The following is a 15,165-nucleotide window of genomic DNA, read 5'->3' as shown; positions in this document are numbered from 1 at the left end:
ACAATGCGGCCCTTCAATTATGAAGATCATTATCGTAGGCGCCGGCGAAGTCGGCAGTAACCTCAGCACAGTTCTGGCCGCCTCGGGGCATGACGTGACGCTCATTGAGAGGTCTGAAGGCCACTGCGAACGCCTGGAAGAGGAACAGAACGCCCGCATCGTGACCGGCAACGGTGGCTCGGCACGTCAACTGGTGGAAGTGGGTGTGGCCAAGTGCGATGCCTTCCTTGCCATGACCAGCGACGACCGTACGAACATCATTTCCTGCTCCCTGGCAAAAGGCCTGGGCGCGAAAAATACCATCGCCCGGATTCACGATGAAACCTACAGCGACACCTCGATTCTGAACTACCAGCTCCACTTTGGCATCGATCTCCTGGTTAACCCGGAAGCGATTTGCGCGGTCGAGTTGGCCAAGGAAATCCGGAGTGCCGGCCGGGTCGAAGTGGAGCATTTTGCCCGCGGGCAGATCGAGGTGCAACGTCAGCGGGTGGCCCGCGGGTCCCGCCTGATCGGAAAGAAGCTCAAGGACATCAAACTCGACCCCCAGGTCCGGATCGGCTACATCCACCGTGGCGACCAAACCGAAATTGCCAATGCGGACTCCGTGCTGCAGCAAGACGATATCGTCACCCTCTTCGGACATCCGGAAGTGCTCTTCGCGCTCCGCGAAAAATTCGACCCGAAGCAAAAGGTCGAGCTCTCCCGGGTGGTATTGTTTGGCGGCAGTGAAACCGCGATCAACCTGATTCATCTTCTCAAGAATCCCCGTTTCAAAATACGCGTTATCGAAAAGGACCAGGCCCATTGCCGGCGGCTGGCGGAACGCTTTCCCCACATTACCGTGATCAATGGCGATGCCACCTCGATCCGCCTGATGGAAGAGGAACAAATCGACTGTGCGGATTACTTCGTGGCCTGCACCAAGGACGACGAGGAGAATATCCTGACCTGTATCCAGGCCTCGAAGCTGGGGGCCAAGCACGTGCAGCTGCTCATTAATAAGGGCGACTACGATGATCTGCTCGGCATGTTGCAGACCCGTCTCGATATCGAGGTGGCTGTATCGCCGCGCCGCGCCACGGCCGACTTCATGCTGCGCAACCTATCCAACGAATCAGTCTCCAGGCTGGCGGAAATGCCTGATGGCAGCCAGGTCCTGGAAGTGCGGATCAGCCACTCCAGCTCGGCCATCGGGCGAACGATCAAAGACATCCATCTCCCCAGCGGCTGCCTCTTGGTGGCGCTTCTCCACAAGTTCAAGGCCAAGGTGCCGGCGGCCGATGACACCATACTCGCCGGCGACCGGGTGGTCGTCATCGTTACCGGAGAGAAGGAAAAAGAAGTCACGAAAGCACTCGTCTAGGCGTGAACACTGAGATCATTTACAAGCTACTGAGCATGGTGCTGCTGGCCCTGTGCGCAGCCTTTGTCTCCTGCATCGGCGTGGGCCTGCTCATGGGCGAGTCGTTCGACGACCGCTCGATCATGGCTTTCGAAACCACTATCGGGATCTCCATCCTCCTGGCGCTCCTCTTCTATGTGCTTGGGCGCAAAGGTCAGGCGAAGCAACTCTACCGACGGGAAGCCCTCTGCGCGATCGGGCTGTCCTGGATCCTGGCGACTCTGGTCGGTGCGATTCCCTATGCCCTCACGGTCGAGGGCTGCGACATCTCGGATGCGATTTTCGAAAGTTCCTCCGGCCTGACGACCACGGGTGCGACCGCCTTCTGGAACTTTTACGAGTTTCCCGCCAGTCTTCTCTTTTGGCGTTCGCTCAGCCAATGGGTGGGCGGCCTCGGTGTGGTCGTTTTCTTCGTGGCGATCCTGAGCTCCCTCGGCGCCGGCGCGAAGATCCTTTTTTCCAACGAGTCTTCCGGCACATCGGCTGATTTCGAACAGGGCCGGGTCCAGCACGGGGCCTTCGTCCTGATGGTTTATTATTTGATTCTTTCGGGCGCCTGCATGCTGGCCTACCGGCTCGCCGGGATGGATTGGTTCCAAGCGATCAACCACTGCATGACCACGGTGGCCACCGGGGGCTTCAGTACGGAGGCCGATAGTATCGCCGAGTTCAACAGTCCGGCGATCGAGTGGATATCCATCGTCTTCATGGCACTGAGCGCGACCACCTTTCTTTTCGTGATCCGGCTCTTTCGCGGGCAAAAACACATCCTCCGCCAGAACAACGAAGTCTACTGGTTTTACGGGATTCTCGCTGCGAGCACCGCCTTGCTCTCGCTCTACCTTGTCGAGCTAACCGGTGAACTTCCGGACCACGAAAGCATTCGTATGGCAGCATTCCAGGCGGTCTCGATCATGACGACCACCGGCTACGCTTCCACCAACTTCGACGCCTGGCTGCCGCCCGCCAAGATGTTGCTGATCATTCTCATGTTTATCGGGGGCTGCTCCGGTTCGACTGCCGGGGGCGTCAAAGTCGTGCGGATCGCAGTCGCTCTCAAAGCGGCCCTACGCAGCGTCACCCATGCCTTTCGACCCAATGTCACGATCAGCATGCGGATGAGCGGACAGACTCTCAGCGAGAAAACGATCCACAACGTGACGCTCTTCCTCATGTTGATGGGATCCCTGCAAATACTCTCGATGCTCTTTCTCTCCGCGATGGAGCCTGAGCTCAGTTTCCTCAGTGTTTTCTCCTGTGTGCAGGCCACCCTCTTTAATATCGGCCCGGGTTTCGAAGCCGTTGGCCCGGCGGAGAACTTTCACTTCATGAGAGCCGGCACTAAAATATTTGTCAGTCTGCTGATGATCCTCGGCCGTCTCGAGCTCTATGCCGTGATGGTGCTGTTCGCCCCCTCCGTGTGGCGGCGCTATTCGTAAAACCAGAGGCCAGCAGTCTGCGTCAAGGAGTGTCGGCTTTTAAGAATACCTGATATGGGAAAGAAAATGACGAAGGTCTTCCGGAGATGGCGAAGCAATTTTACAACCGTTTGCGCTAGAGGCAGGGAGATTTGGGAGGAAAGAAACAACAAATACCCTCCCCATACTCGCCCGGCTTGTCCCGGCGTAGTCCCGCAGGGCGAAGACAGAAGGGCTCTCTAGCGAAGCGGTTGTGAAAAAAATGAAATTGAGGGAAGAGATGGCACATGCCGGCGTCGGACCCACCCGGCACTCTGGAATCCATATCCAGTCAAAGGTATCAACTCCGCTCGCTCCTCCGTCGCCCACCAGGTGATACTCCTGACCGAAAGTGGCAACCGACCAAATTACCCGAGAGACCATGCCTCGACCTCCAGCTTCTGGCTTCTGCCCTCTGATCTCTGTCCTCTGAATTAAGATTTAGAAGTCCCGGTTCCGGGAATCCACCATCAGAGTCACGGGGCCGTCGTTATGTGCCTCGATTTGCATGTCCGCTCCGAATTCCCCGGTCGGCACGGGACGCCCCAGCGCCAGGGCAAGCTGTTCGGCAAAGTATTCGTAAAGCTGCTTCGCCCGCTCCGGCGGGGCGGCACGGTTGAACGACGGGCGGTTTCCTTTTTTCAAACTTCCGAAAAGGGTAAACTGACTGATGACCAAGGCTCCCCCGCCGATATCCGGCAAGGCGAGGTCCATACGCCCGGGCGCGGACTCGAAGAGCCGGATCTTGGTAATGCGTTTTACCAACCAATCCGCGTCACTCTCCTCATCGCCCTGCCCCACTCCCAGAAAGAGGAGCAAGCCCTTGTCGATGGATCCGACGCAATTTTCTTCAACCGTGACTTGAGCGCGGGAGACCCGCTGAATGACAATTCGCATGGAAACCAGAGAAATCTATCGTCTCAGTATTGCCATACTAAAGCCAAAGGCTATATTTCGTCGCTAAATGAGTTCCTCCGCGAAGATCGACCCTGACGGCAGTTCCATGCTCCTCAAAGCATCGGCCAAGCGATTGTTCGAAAGCCTGATGGAACAGACCCCGGACCGGATCTACATCAAGGATAAGAAAAGCCGATTTGTCGCCGCCAGTCAGGCACTGGTCGAAATGCACGGATTCAAGGAACGGCATGAACTCGAGGGCTTGACCGACTTCGACCTCTTCTCCCACGAACACGCGCAACAGGCTTACGACGATGAGCAGGAGATCCTGCGAACGGAAAAGCCCATCATCAACCGGGTGGAAAAAGAAACCTGGGATGACGGCTCCATCTCCTGGGTCACTTCCAGCAAGGCACCACTCTATCTGGCCTCCGGCAAGCTGGCCGGCATCATCGGCATCTCCCGCGACATTACCGCCGAGAGAGAAGCACAGATCAAGCTGGCCGAAAGCGAGAACCGTCTGCGGGAACAAAACGAAATCTTACGCTCCGACTATCAAAGTGCGCACAAGGTGCAATCAGTCATGATTCCCGGGCGGGTGCCCCACGTCAATCACGTCGACATCGGCTACCTCTGGAAACCCATGACCTCGGTGGGCGGAGATATTTTCAGCTTCCCGCGCAATCCGAGCAACTGCCTGCTCTTTTTCATGGGCGATGTCTGTGGGCACGGCGTCACGGCCGCCTTTTATACGGTTCTGATCAAATACCTGACCGCGCACAGCGCCGAAGTCTATACCGACAACCCGCAGGACTTCCTGAACTCGGTGAATCACGGCCTGACCGGTCGGCTGAACGAGGGCTTCGTCACCGGCCTCGCGGGGCACTTCGGGGCGCGCCAAAAGAACGGCAGCCGCAAGTTGGTGCTCTCACACGCGGGCCATCGGCAGGTGCTCGTCTATCGCAAAGCCGAGAAGAAATGTGAACTCATTCAACTTCCCGGCGGCACCGTGATGGGAATTCCCGGAGGTAGTGCTTCCCCGGCCAAGGCCATCGACTTGAAAGTCGGCGACCGCTTCTATGCGTTTACGGATGGGATCGTCGAAGCATCCGCTCCGGATGGGGAAGAATTTGGCATGGAGCGCTTGATCCAATGCTTTGAGAAACACGCCGGGGAAACCGTTCAGGAAACACAGCAAATTATTTACGAAACCGTTGCCGAGCACACCCAGTCCGAGAGCCAGCAGGATGACATCACACTCTTGGCCTTTGAATTATCTTAAAGGCCCTTCTGGAAACTTCTTTTTGTAAAAGTCGGACGTCACGCCCTGCTTTGTTCTGCGGCGCGAGAGGCACCGCACTCCCGATTTCCATACGTGCCTCTAGGACTGTTTCCACCTACTGAACTGGTCGATCACGCTGAGCATGTAGGCGGCTGCGGTTTCCGCGCGCAGAACATTATCCCCCAGACGAACCGGAGTAAACCCACCTGCCCCCAGAGCTTCGTATTCCTCGCTAGAAAAATCCCCCTCCGGCCCGACGGCCAAAACAATGTGGTCCGGCAAGACTGATTGAGAAAGGGTGTCCAATAACAGGCGTGAGCCCTCCTCCAGACTGGCAACGATACGCAACTCATTCTCGGCCGGCGGATTTTGCTGCAGCCAATCGACCAAGCCCTGAGGCCAATTCGTTTCGGGGAGAAAAGGCAGCCCGCATTGTTTGCAGGCTTCGATCGTGGTGGCCCGCCACTTCTCCACTTTTCCTCCGACGCGTTCTCGGGGAATATGGACATCGCTATGGCTGGTGTAAATTGGTTGCAACTCCGCTACGCCAATTTCGGTCGCGATACGCAGAATCAGGTCCATCGCCTTTCCTTTTGGCAGGGCCTGAAGGAGCGTCACTTTTTGTTTAGGCCGCTCGACCGCATCCACCTGCTCAATCTCGACCACCGCCGCCTTGGCATCCGCACGCTGCAGGTGCCCGCTGTAGCGCTTACCACAACCGTCCAGAATCTCGACCGACTCGCCCGTACGCGCACGAAACACTTTCACCAGATGGTGGCTTTCGCGCCTGTCCAGTGTGATGGAACCTTCCAGCACTTCTGCTTCCGGAAATAAAAATGAACGGTAGTGTGGCATGAGTAGGTGGAGTGAGGGTGAAAGCGAGAGTGAAAGTGAGCGAGAAGGTCTGCAAGGATACTTGAATTAAAACTTAGTGCGATAGATGGTAATGAGAATCTTTTTGCTTCCACTTTCAGACTCACCTTCACTCCCAACTAGTATGCATCCATTTTTAAGCGAAGATTTCTACATCAACTGGCCGGCCTTGACGCCTGACCACATCGAAGCCGATATCAACAAGGCGCTGCAGGACGCCCGGTCCACCGTCGACACGGTCGCCGGACAGGAGGCTCCGCTGAGCTATGCGAATACGATCGCGGCGCTCGATGACGGCCTCGAACCACTCAACCGGGCCTGGGGGCTGGTCAGCCACCTCGATTCTGTCTGCAACAGCCCGGAACTGCGCGCCGCCCATAATAAGATGCTGCCGAAGGTGACCGAGTTCTTCTCCGGCATCCCGTTGAACGACGCGCTCTGGGAAAAGATCAAGGCATTTGGCGAAAGCGATGACGTAGCCAAGCTCACTCCTACCAAGCAACGCTACGTGGAAGAGACCCTGGCCGACTTCCGCGAGCAAGGTGCGGACCTGCCGGGCGAAAAGAAGAAGCGCGCGGCCGAGCTGCAAAACCGCCTCGCCGAGCTCACCCAGAAATATTCGGAGAACTGCCTCGATGCGACCAACGCATGGGAAAAAATCATCCACGAGGAATCGGGACTTTCCGGCCTGCCGGAATCTGCGATCAGCGCCGCCAAACAGGACGCGGAGCAGAAAGGCCATCATGATGCCTGGCGTTTCACACTGCAGGCCCCCTCTTACATCGCAGTAATGACCTATGCCGACAGCGAGGCACTGCGGGAAGAAATCTGGAGAGCCTTCGACGAAATCGGCCGCGGCAAAAGTTACAACAATCAGGAACTGGTCCGGGAGATCCTCGACCTGAGGCAGGAGCTCGCCCAGTTAATGGGCGAAAAGGATTTTGCCGATCATGTCACCAAACGCCGCATGGCTGGCTCTGGCAGTAAGGCGCTCCAGTTTACCGAAGACCTCTTCAACAAAGTAAGCGATCAGTTCCAGAAGGAAGCGGAACAGATCCGCCAATACAAGTCGGACACCAAGGGAGAGGAAAAGGAACTGCTCCAACCATGGGAAGCGGCGTACTGGGCGGAGAAACAACGCAAGGCCCACTATGATTTCGACGAAGAAACCCTGCGCCCCTACTTCCCCATCAACAAAGTGATCGACGGGATGTTCGACATCGTACAGGAAATTTTCGACCTGCGTATCGAAGAACGTGATACACGGAGCGGCATGTGGAACATGGGGTCCGAGTTGCAGGATACGCCCGGCGGGGATAAGGAGCATACTTCCCGCATGCCCGAGCCGGCATCGCCCGAGGCGGTCGCGACCTGGCACAAGGAAGTAAAATTTTACGAACTGTTCGACGCCAGGACGGATGAGATGCTGGGCGCGTTTTACGCCGACTGGCATCCCCGCGAATCGAAACGCGGCGGGGCCTGGATGAACTATCTGATCACCGGCAACCGTGATCCGGAGGCGGGCGACCGCACCCCCCACCTCGGGTTGATCTGCGGCAACCTGACACCTTCCGTCGGTGACAAGCCCGCCCTACTGACACACAGCGAAGTGGAAACCATCTTCCACGAGTTCGGGCATTTGCTGCACCACCTCTGTGGCGAAGTCGAAGTCAAGTCGCTCAACGGCGTCAACGTGCCCTGGGATTTCGTCGAGCTACCTTCCCAGATCATGGAAAACTGGTGCTGGGAGCGGCAGAGCCTCGACCGTTTCGCCCGACACCATGAGACCGGCGAGCCCATCCCCGATGCACTCTTCGATAAAATGCTGGCCGCGCGCAACTACATGAAAGCCAGCTTCAACGTCCGTCAGTTGAGCTTTGGCAAGATGGATCTCGAGCTCCACATGAATTGGCCCAATACTTCAAAGGAGGACCTGGACACTTTCATCGAGGACGCGCTCGAAGGCTACGCCGCCGAATACAAAACCAAACCCAAGCCAAAGGCTTATAACATGGGGCACCTTTTCAGTCATCCGGTCGGCTATGCCGCGGGCTACTATAGCTATAAGTGGGCGGAAGTTCTGGATGCCGATGCCTTTACCCGCTTCAAGGAAGAAGGCATTCTTAACCCAAAGACGGGCCGCGAGTTCCGCGATAAGATTCTGGCCAAGGGCAACTCCAAAGATCCAACCGAGCTCTACAAGGACTTCATGGGGCGCGAACCGGACCCGAACGCGCTGCTGCGACGGGATGGAATCATGTATGATTAAAGCGCCTCCCGGCATCCGCTAGCGGATGCCTCTACATTAATTTCAATTCCAGCTCGTAAGATATACTCCGGTCTGGCGATAGATTAATATGTTCGGTAAAAATTTTGCGTTTACCTCGTTGGTGCTAGTTGCTTCGCTGTGGTTTGTGAACGGCTGTGCTTCATCAGATACCCCGCTGCCCACCGCAGATCGTGTGGACTTGGGAAAGTTCATGGGCGTCTGGTATGTCCACGGCTACACCCCGATTCTGGTGGACAAGAAGGCGCACAATGCCGTCGAACACTACTACCTGAATGATAAGAATCAGGTGGAAACGACCTATCAATTCAGAGACGGCAGCGTCGACGGTGAGCTCAAGACATTCACCCCAAAGGGTTTTCCTGTCGAAGACGACCCCAGCCAGGCCCGCTGGAAAATGCAGTTCATCTGGCCCTTTAAATCGGACTACGTGATCATTGATGTGTCTGAAGATTATCAAAGTACTATCATCGGCCACCCCAGCCGCAAATATGCCTGGATCATGGACCGCGCCCGTGACATCGATGACAAGCATTACCAGTCTCAACTGAAGAAGCTCGAGGAAGCCGGCTATGATCTATCCGTTGTTCAGCGCCTGCCCCAGGACTGGTCGGATGAAAGCGAGCGGCTTAAGGAGTTGAAAGAGGTGGGGGCCACAGCACCGCTGGCTGAGCGTTGATTGTTGTCGCACTACGGCCAGTCTTAAAACGAAGGTTTCGTCGCCGTCGTGGCGAGACTCCCGTTATAATTCAGCTGCCCTGATCATAGGTTGTGCGGCTTGCATTAATTCCCCGTGGATCATGCTGTTGGTCGCGACGACACCCGCACTGTTAAAAATATCCAGGCTCTTACCGGAAAGATCGGTCACCTTCGCACCCGCTTCCCGGGCAATCAAGCTGCCCGCAGCAAAGTCCCAGGGTTTGAGCCCGATTTCATAATAACCGGCGTAACGCCCATCCGCGAGAAAGCAGAAATCGAGCGAGGCGGCCCCCAGTCGGCGGATCCCTCCTGCTTGGCGGAGCATATTTTCCAGCGCCCGGCAAATTGGCTCGGCGCGCTTGGCACGGTCGTAGGGGAAGCCGGTCGCGATGATCCCCTCACTCATGCTCGCCTTTTTGTTCACGGAGATGGATCGGTCGTTGCAGGTCGCACCCGCGCCTGCGACCGCACGATAACAAAGGCCCATGCCCGGCGCGCACACGATGCCACCGACCATTTCGGAATCCTGCATCAATCCGATTGAGATCGCCCAGACCGGCAGACCGTTGGCGTAATTGGTCGTGCCGTCGATGGGATCGAGGATCCAGAGAAACCGCTCCCCCGCCTCTTGCGCATCCGAGGCCACGCTGCCTTCCTCGGCGAGGATGACATCGTCGGCGAAATTTTCCTGAATGAATGCCACCAACTGCGCTTCGCTGGCCGTATCCGCTTTGGTCAATAGATCGAAGGTGTTCGATTTCGTCAGCACGCCAAGGTCACCGGTTTGTAACTCCAGCAGCTGCTCACCCAGCGAGGGCAGGATCGCCTGAATTTGATTCAGGCGATCTTCGACAGATTCCATTTGCTCGCTTGGCATAAAATAGAAGATTATTCCGGCATTCTGGAAACCGAACCACCGGCCTGTAGGAGGCCAACGATCCGCCTCGTATTGAAGCCTTTCTTCAAGCCTTCGATTTCCTTTTCACTGAGGCCGTCCAGGGCCTCCGGCGCATCCAATAGTTTGATCGCATCGAGCGCCCATGCGGCATGGATATCCGCTGAGGCTGTCTGCGCTTCACGAAGCAGGAACTGCAGTGCCCGCTCACGTTGATCCCGTCGCGCAAGGCAAATGGCCGCCTGAATGCGGACACTCGGTGCCGGATCGGCCAACGCCTCCTGGAGGAGCCCATCCACATTCTGGGCCCTTGCGCCAAGTACTCTCAATCCGACCAGCGCCCAATAGCGGATGATGGGGTTTTCGTCCTGAAAAGCCCGGACGAGTGCCGGCTGATTGGCGGGGTCTGCATTCGAAGCCAGTATGGCCAGGTCAAGGATACGAGGCAGCGGGTAGCTCGCTTCGCTTTGCCCAAAGCTGTAAATGGTTTGGGTTTTTACAACATTGAGCGCTTCCATCATCGGCTCGGGGATAAAGCCGAGGTCATGCCTTGCCAAAATATGGTCGCGAAGTTGCGTCCGCATGGCCTGAAGTTTTTCGGGGCGGGATTCCGCGAGATTGTTCACTTCGTCCGGATCCGCCTGGGTATCGTAAAGTTCTTCCGCTTGCGGTGGCAGGTAATGCGCGGACTGCTTATCGTTGGTCTTTCCAGCCTGATAAGCTTCCCACTGGCTCACCTGCCCCGCCTGTCGCATGGGATAATTGAGCATTTGGAAAAGCGGACGGTCAGGCTCGAAGTTGCGAATGTATTTCCATCGCCCGTCGGTGACCGCGCGGGAGTTGTCGGGGGCCTCATCAAAGCGGCCGGAAAAAAGGAAGACGGATTCGGGAGCCAGTTCCACTTCCTCCCCGAGAAAGACCCGGCCGGACATGACCTCAGGGACCTGCACGCCCTGCAGACTTAAAAACGTTTTGGGCAAATCGATAAACTGGACCAATCGTTCGGAGGCCGAACCGGGCGCCGAGGGCGACAGATGCTGCCACTTTTCCGGGAAGGAAACGATCAGAGGCACGCGCGTACCGGAATCGTACAGGTAACGCTTACTGCGGAGCGTAACGCCCCCGTGATCCGAGCAGTAAACAACGATGGTATTTTCCGCCTCGCCCGAGGCTTCAAGCTCTTCGAGCAGACGGCCCACTTCGGCGTCCATTTGCTCCAGCCGTTCATAGTAGGCCCGCCAGTCATCAATGGTCTCGGGAGTGCCTTTTTGATAAGGCGGGGTGTGAATGGCATCGGCGGACACGCGCCGGGTCGACGGCTTTCTCCCCGGGAAGATCCGGCTCTCATGACTGTGGTGTATGTTAAATACGGCAAAAAAAGGGGCCCCGTCCGGACGTTTCCTGTAGTGGGCCTTCTTGGAGGATTCATTCCAGATGCGGTTCGGTTGGATCGAACTCGTATTGTAATCGGTCTTGCTGTTGTTGGTCACATAATACCCGGCAGACTTCATCAGTTCCGGGTAGGTCTTGAAACGCTCGCGCGGAACGCGGTATTGCGAACGCATGTGCAAGGTGCCGGTGGTGACGGCCGGCACGCCGAAGATCCAACTGCTCCGGGCCACCGCGCAGACCGGGGCGTTGGCAAAAAAGTTCTCATAGCGAATACCCCGCTGCGCCAGACGATCCAGATTCGGGGTTTTGGCATTCTCATCGCCGTAACACCCAAGGAAGGGGCCATTATCCTCACTCACGATCCAGAGGATGTTGGGCCGGTCACCGGCCTGTGCCGCCAACGCAGAGAAAAGGCCGAAGGCGAGATAAAGAAATGAATAGTGTCGGAGTGAACGCATAAAGTTATGTGATACACACAAGCGGGTTTGTTCCAAACCTAGAAGCGTCCGAACCAGAACCGGGGAACTAAAAGATCACGTAGCCCTGAGCGAGTTTGACCACAAAGACCCCGAGGTTACTGGCGGCATGCGCCAACATACAGGGAAAAATCGAACGTGTTCGGTTCCAAGGACCAAAACGACAGGCATAGAACCAGAGCGAGTTGGCAAAAAGGATCGAAGTGGTGAACCAGGCCTTGCTGGTCAGGGTCCACTCGACCTCCGCCGACCAGAATTGCCACCAAGGCACCTCATCCGGAAATTCCAGACTAAAGAGATGAAAATGAATGACCGCGAAAAGTAGCGAAAAACCGACGCAGCTGGCCACGAGGGCAGCCGTGCCCTTCTTGTCCACCACCAGAAACCCGCGGAAGATCACCTCTTCGACGATGCCTGCCGCCACGATCGCGAAAACGAAATACCAGACCATCTCACTTTGTTCCGAAGCGACGCCCAATGCGATCTCGCCTCCGGTCTCCACCGCCAGGATCAAGAGCGCACCGATGGTCGCGATCAGGAAGGCCGGAACAGACGCCCGAAAGGCGCCCGGCATGGCACTCTCATTAACCTCCCCGTCTTTCTGGGCTTTGTAATCGCCCCAATACATATTCCCCACATAGGCGGCGATCCCGACGTAAAGCAGGATCATGATGGGGTTTTCGGGCATGGCAGATTTCCGATTGTCGATTACTGATGACTAATTTTTCGAAGCCGCCGAAAATTGCTGCAGACAACTGCTCGGGAATCGGAAATCAATAATCAGCAATACACATCATCTAGATGTGCCTCGAATCGTCTTCGTCCTTTTCGGTGTAGCCGCTGTCCTGACGATTGTGGTTCACCTTGTTCTTCTTGGTGTAGGCGTCGTAGACATCCTGCGGCGTCATCCCGAGCACCTGGGCGATTGAAATCAGGAAGTGAAAAAGATCCACCACCTCGACCTTGGCATTCTGTTCGTCGAAGTCCTGATACTTGGCCCACCATTTCCAGGGCACCGAGTCGATGAGCTCGGCCATCTCCTGTTGCATGGCTCGGGTGTAGTTGAGCACCCACTTCGCTTTTTCTTCGTCCGACATGTTGTCGGTGTTCACGCCGATGCGTTTATTGAGCGCGTCCTGCAGATCGAAAATCTCCTCAAGTTTATCCATACCGAATTGCCTAGAAAAGGCGCTGCCAGCAGGCAAGCTCTAAGCTCGTTTTCACTGGAAATGAGGAACTTAACCCTTGCGGCTGCAAATTACCTCCTCTACCGATAAAAGACTGTTCCACCGGACCGCTCACTGCCGGCGCCACTCGGACCGGCGCGCGACTGCAGCCCTTTTCCGGAGAACAGCTTCAAGAGATAATCCATCCCTGTGCGGGACCCGACCGCACAACTGAGACCACCATAAACAGACAGATCATGCCAGAATTCGAAGAACCTGAAGCGGCACCCAGCCCGAAGCAAAACTACACACCCAGCGTGGATGCGAGTGACAAGCCACGGACCCGCCGCCGGAGTGGAGGCTTTAAGACCACACCCGCCGCCACCAATTCCAGTATCGGCGAAGTTGATCCCGCCGAGGCCCTGAAAAAAGAAAAGCTTAGCGGTGGCGCCAAGCCGGAACCGAAGGCGAAAAAGGAAAAACCTGCTCCGAAAGCCGAGAAACCGAAGGCGAAGCCCGAAAAGTCCGGCAACGCCAATCCGCAACCCAGCCCGGAAACACTGGCAGCGATCAAACGGGTCGACGCCCGCCTGGCCGAACGGAAGAAGGAACGCGATGCCCGCCGTGCCGAAAAGGAGAAGAACCGCCCGGCCAAAAGCGGCAAAAAACCGGCCGGCAAGCAAAAAGGCGGCTCCAAACAGGCGCAGTCAGGCGGTCTGATCGCCTCGATCCTAAATTTCTTCGGCCTGGGCCCGAAGCAACCCGCGAAAAAACAAGGTGGCCGAGGCAAGCCTTCCGGCAAGGGAGGACAAGGCGGTCGCCCCCGCGGCAAAGGCGGCAATCGTGGACAAGGGCAAAACCGGCGTGGCGGTGGCGGCAAAGGCCGTCGCAGCAGCAGCGGCGGCGGAGGCAAGGGCCAACGCCGCAGCAACAATCGCCGCAGTCCGGGCAACAACTCATAGAAGTTTCACATGGACGTCTTCAAAGTCAGTCGCAGCGGCCCGCTTAAAGGTGAGATCGAGGTCGGCGGGGCAAAGAATGCCGCACTGCCACTACTCGCCGCCACCCTGCTGACAGATGAAGCAGTCACCCTGCGCAACGTCCCCGACCTGAGCGACATCCGCTTCATGGTGGAGATTCTGAGCCACGTCGGCTCGGAGGTCGAAAACCCGGAACCGGGCGTCTGGAAGCTCAAGGCGGCTGAGTTAACTCATATCGCGCCCTACGAACTCGTGCGTAAGATGCGCGCTTCAGTCTGCCTGCTCGGGCCGCTGACCGCCCGCCTGCGCAAGGCCGAGGTCTCTATCCCGGGCGGATGTGTCATTGGGCCCCGCCCGATCGATCTGCACCTCAAGGGCCTGGCCAAACTCAATTGCGAGGTTGAGATTACCAACGGCTACGTCCACGTGGATGCCTCGAAGATACAGGGCGGCCCGGTCTTCCTCGGCGGCCGCAGTGGCAGCACCGTCACCGGCACCGCCAACATCGTGATGGCCGCCGTGCTCGCGCCCGGCACCACCCGAATCGAATGTGCTGCCTGCGAACCGGAAGTAGTCGACCTCTGCAACCTGCTGGTGAAGATGGGCGCCAAAATTGAAGGGATCGGCAGCCCCGAACTCACGATTGAAGGCGTGGAAAAACTCCACGGCTGCGAACACAGCGTTATTGCCGACCGTATCGAAGCCGGCACCTTTATTGTGGCCGCCGCCATCACTCGAGGCGATGTTACCGTGAAGGGCATTCCACCCAACCTGCTCGGCGCCTTTCTGGACAAGCTGGAGGAATCCGGCGTGCCGCTGAAAATCGAGGGCGACAACATTCGCGTGCTTCCCTACGAGGGATCACTCAAGCCGGTCGATTGCATTACTCTGCCCTACCCTGGCTTTCCCACCGACCTGCAGGCCCAACTCTGTGCTCTCATGACGCAGGTCGAAGGCATTTCCATTATCACCGAACGGATCTACCCCAACCGCTTCATGCACGTGCCCGAGCTCCAGCGGATGGGCGCCGACATCGCCATCGAAGGGCCCAGCGCCATCGTTAAAGGTGCCTCCAAACTTTCCGGCGCCCCGGTCATGGCCTCCGACCTGCGTGCTTCGGCCGCACTGATCCTTGCCGCCTTCGCCGCCACCGGCGAAACCTGGATCCAGCGCATCTATCATCTCGACCGCGGCTACGAGCGCTTCGAGCAGAAGCTCGCCGGACTCGGGGCCAAAATCGAGCGCCTCAGCGACAAGGACATGCCGAAAGAATTGTTGGAGGCTTAGCGCCCTAACAAATAACTTCTTTCACAGGCAACAATACGTGGCGTCTTCGCTGGCGAAGACTCGTTCGCC

At 57.2% G+C, this 15,165-nt stretch carries 13 protein-coding genes; 7 read left to right on the top strand and 6 right to left on the bottom strand.

Annotated features, from left to right (window positions below):
• Positions 1-19: 19 nt before the first annotated feature.
• Together trkA and DDZ13_RS01845 are read left to right on the top strand one after the other, a co-directional pair.
• On the top strand, positions 20-1,366 hold the full coding sequence (gene trkA / locus DDZ13_RS01850) for a Trk system potassium transporter TrkA (RefSeq protein ID WP_110129721.1): 1,347 nt from the start codon (positions 20-22) through the stop codon (positions 1,364-1,366).
• A gap of 2 nt (positions 1,367-1,368) precedes the next feature.
• Positions 1,369-2,844 carry a TrkH family potassium uptake protein gene (locus DDZ13_RS01845; RefSeq protein WP_146209198.1) on the top strand — a complete coding sequence of 492 codons (1,476 nt, stop codon included), beginning with the start codon at positions 1,369-1,371 and terminating at the stop codon, positions 2,842-2,844.
• Between the two features lie 459 nt (positions 2,845-3,303).
• Here the strand turns inward: DDZ13_RS01845 and dtd are convergent, their stop codons facing one another.
• Positions 3,304-3,759, bottom strand: a complete 456-nt coding sequence (gene dtd / locus DDZ13_RS01840; protein ID WP_110129719.1) for a D-aminoacyl-tRNA deacylase — start codon at positions 3,757-3,759, stop codon at positions 3,304-3,306.
• Between the two features lie 67 nt (positions 3,760-3,826).
• On the opposite strand from dtd, the gene DDZ13_RS01835 reads away from it, so the two are divergent.
• A complete protein-coding gene (locus DDZ13_RS01835; protein WP_110129718.1) occupies positions 3,827-5,041 on the top strand; it encodes a PP2C family protein-serine/threonine phosphatase in 1,215 nt (404 codons plus the stop codon).
• Between the two features lie 99 nt (positions 5,042-5,140).
• Here DDZ13_RS01835 and DDZ13_RS01830 read toward each other — a convergent pair whose 3' ends face one another.
• Positions 5,141-5,896 carry an RsmE family RNA methyltransferase gene (locus DDZ13_RS01830; protein WP_110129717.1) on the bottom strand — a complete coding sequence of 252 codons (756 nt, stop codon included), beginning with the start codon at positions 5,894-5,896 and terminating at the stop codon, positions 5,141-5,143.
• Between the two features lie 142 nt (positions 5,897-6,038).
• Between DDZ13_RS01830 and DDZ13_RS01825 the strand changes: the two genes are divergently transcribed.
• Entirely contained in the window at positions 6,039-8,183 is a 2,145-nt protein-coding gene (locus tag DDZ13_RS01825) for a M3 family metallopeptidase (protein ID WP_110129716.1), read from the top strand.
• An 88-nt stretch (positions 8,184-8,271) separates the two neighbouring features.
• Positions 8,272-8,880, top strand: a complete 609-nt coding sequence (locus DDZ13_RS01820; RefSeq protein ID WP_110129715.1) for a lipocalin family protein — start codon at positions 8,272-8,274, stop codon at positions 8,878-8,880.
• A 63-nt stretch (positions 8,881-8,943) separates the two neighbouring features.
• On the opposite strand, the gene DDZ13_RS01815 is transcribed toward DDZ13_RS01820, so the two are convergent.
• The 4 genes from DDZ13_RS01815 to DDZ13_RS01800 all read right to left on the bottom strand — a co-directional run bounded on the left by DDZ13_RS01815 (position 8,944) and on the right by DDZ13_RS01800 (position 12,832).
• On the bottom strand, positions 8,944-9,777 hold the full coding sequence (locus DDZ13_RS01815; protein ID WP_110129714.1) for an inositol monophosphatase family protein: 834 nt from the start codon (positions 9,775-9,777) through the stop codon (positions 8,944-8,946).
• An 11-nt stretch (positions 9,778-9,788) separates the two neighbouring features.
• Complete coding sequence (locus tag DDZ13_RS01810) at positions 9,789-11,645, bottom strand: sulfatase-like hydrolase/transferase (RefSeq protein WP_110129713.1); 1,857 nt, start codon at positions 11,643-11,645, stop codon at positions 9,789-9,791.
• A gap of 67 nt (positions 11,646-11,712) precedes the next feature.
• On the bottom strand, positions 11,713-12,351 hold the full coding sequence (locus tag DDZ13_RS01805; protein WP_110129712.1) for a CPBP family intramembrane glutamic endopeptidase: 639 nt from the start codon (positions 12,349-12,351) through the stop codon (positions 11,713-11,715).
• A gap of 109 nt (positions 12,352-12,460) precedes the next feature.
• Positions 12,461-12,832 (bottom strand): dUTPase, encoded by a 372-nt coding sequence (locus tag DDZ13_RS01800; protein ID WP_110129711.1) that lies wholly within the window; start codon positions 12,830-12,832, stop codon positions 12,461-12,463.
• Between the two features lie 254 nt (positions 12,833-13,086).
• Here DDZ13_RS01800 and DDZ13_RS01795 point away from each other — a divergent pair, with 254 nt between their 5' ends.
• Positions 13,087-13,791, top strand: a complete 705-nt coding sequence (locus DDZ13_RS01795) for a hypothetical protein (protein ID WP_110129710.1) — start codon at positions 13,087-13,089, stop codon at positions 13,789-13,791.
• A gap of 9 nt (positions 13,792-13,800) precedes the next feature.
• Positions 13,801-15,096, top strand: a complete 1,296-nt coding sequence (gene murA / locus DDZ13_RS01790; RefSeq protein WP_110129709.1) for a UDP-N-acetylglucosamine 1-carboxyvinyltransferase — start codon at positions 13,801-13,803, stop codon at positions 15,094-15,096.
• Positions 15,097-15,165 lie beyond the last annotated feature (69 nt).

This window comes from Coraliomargarita sinensis (assembly GCF_003185655.1).
In the GTDB taxonomy this organism is placed as follows: Bacteria; Verrucomicrobiota; Verrucomicrobiia; order Opitutales; family Coraliomargaritaceae; genus Coraliomargarita_B; species Coraliomargarita_B sinensis.
The sequence above is the reverse complement of the archived record's forward strand: the minus strand, read 5'-3'. Positions and strand labels throughout refer to the sequence as shown.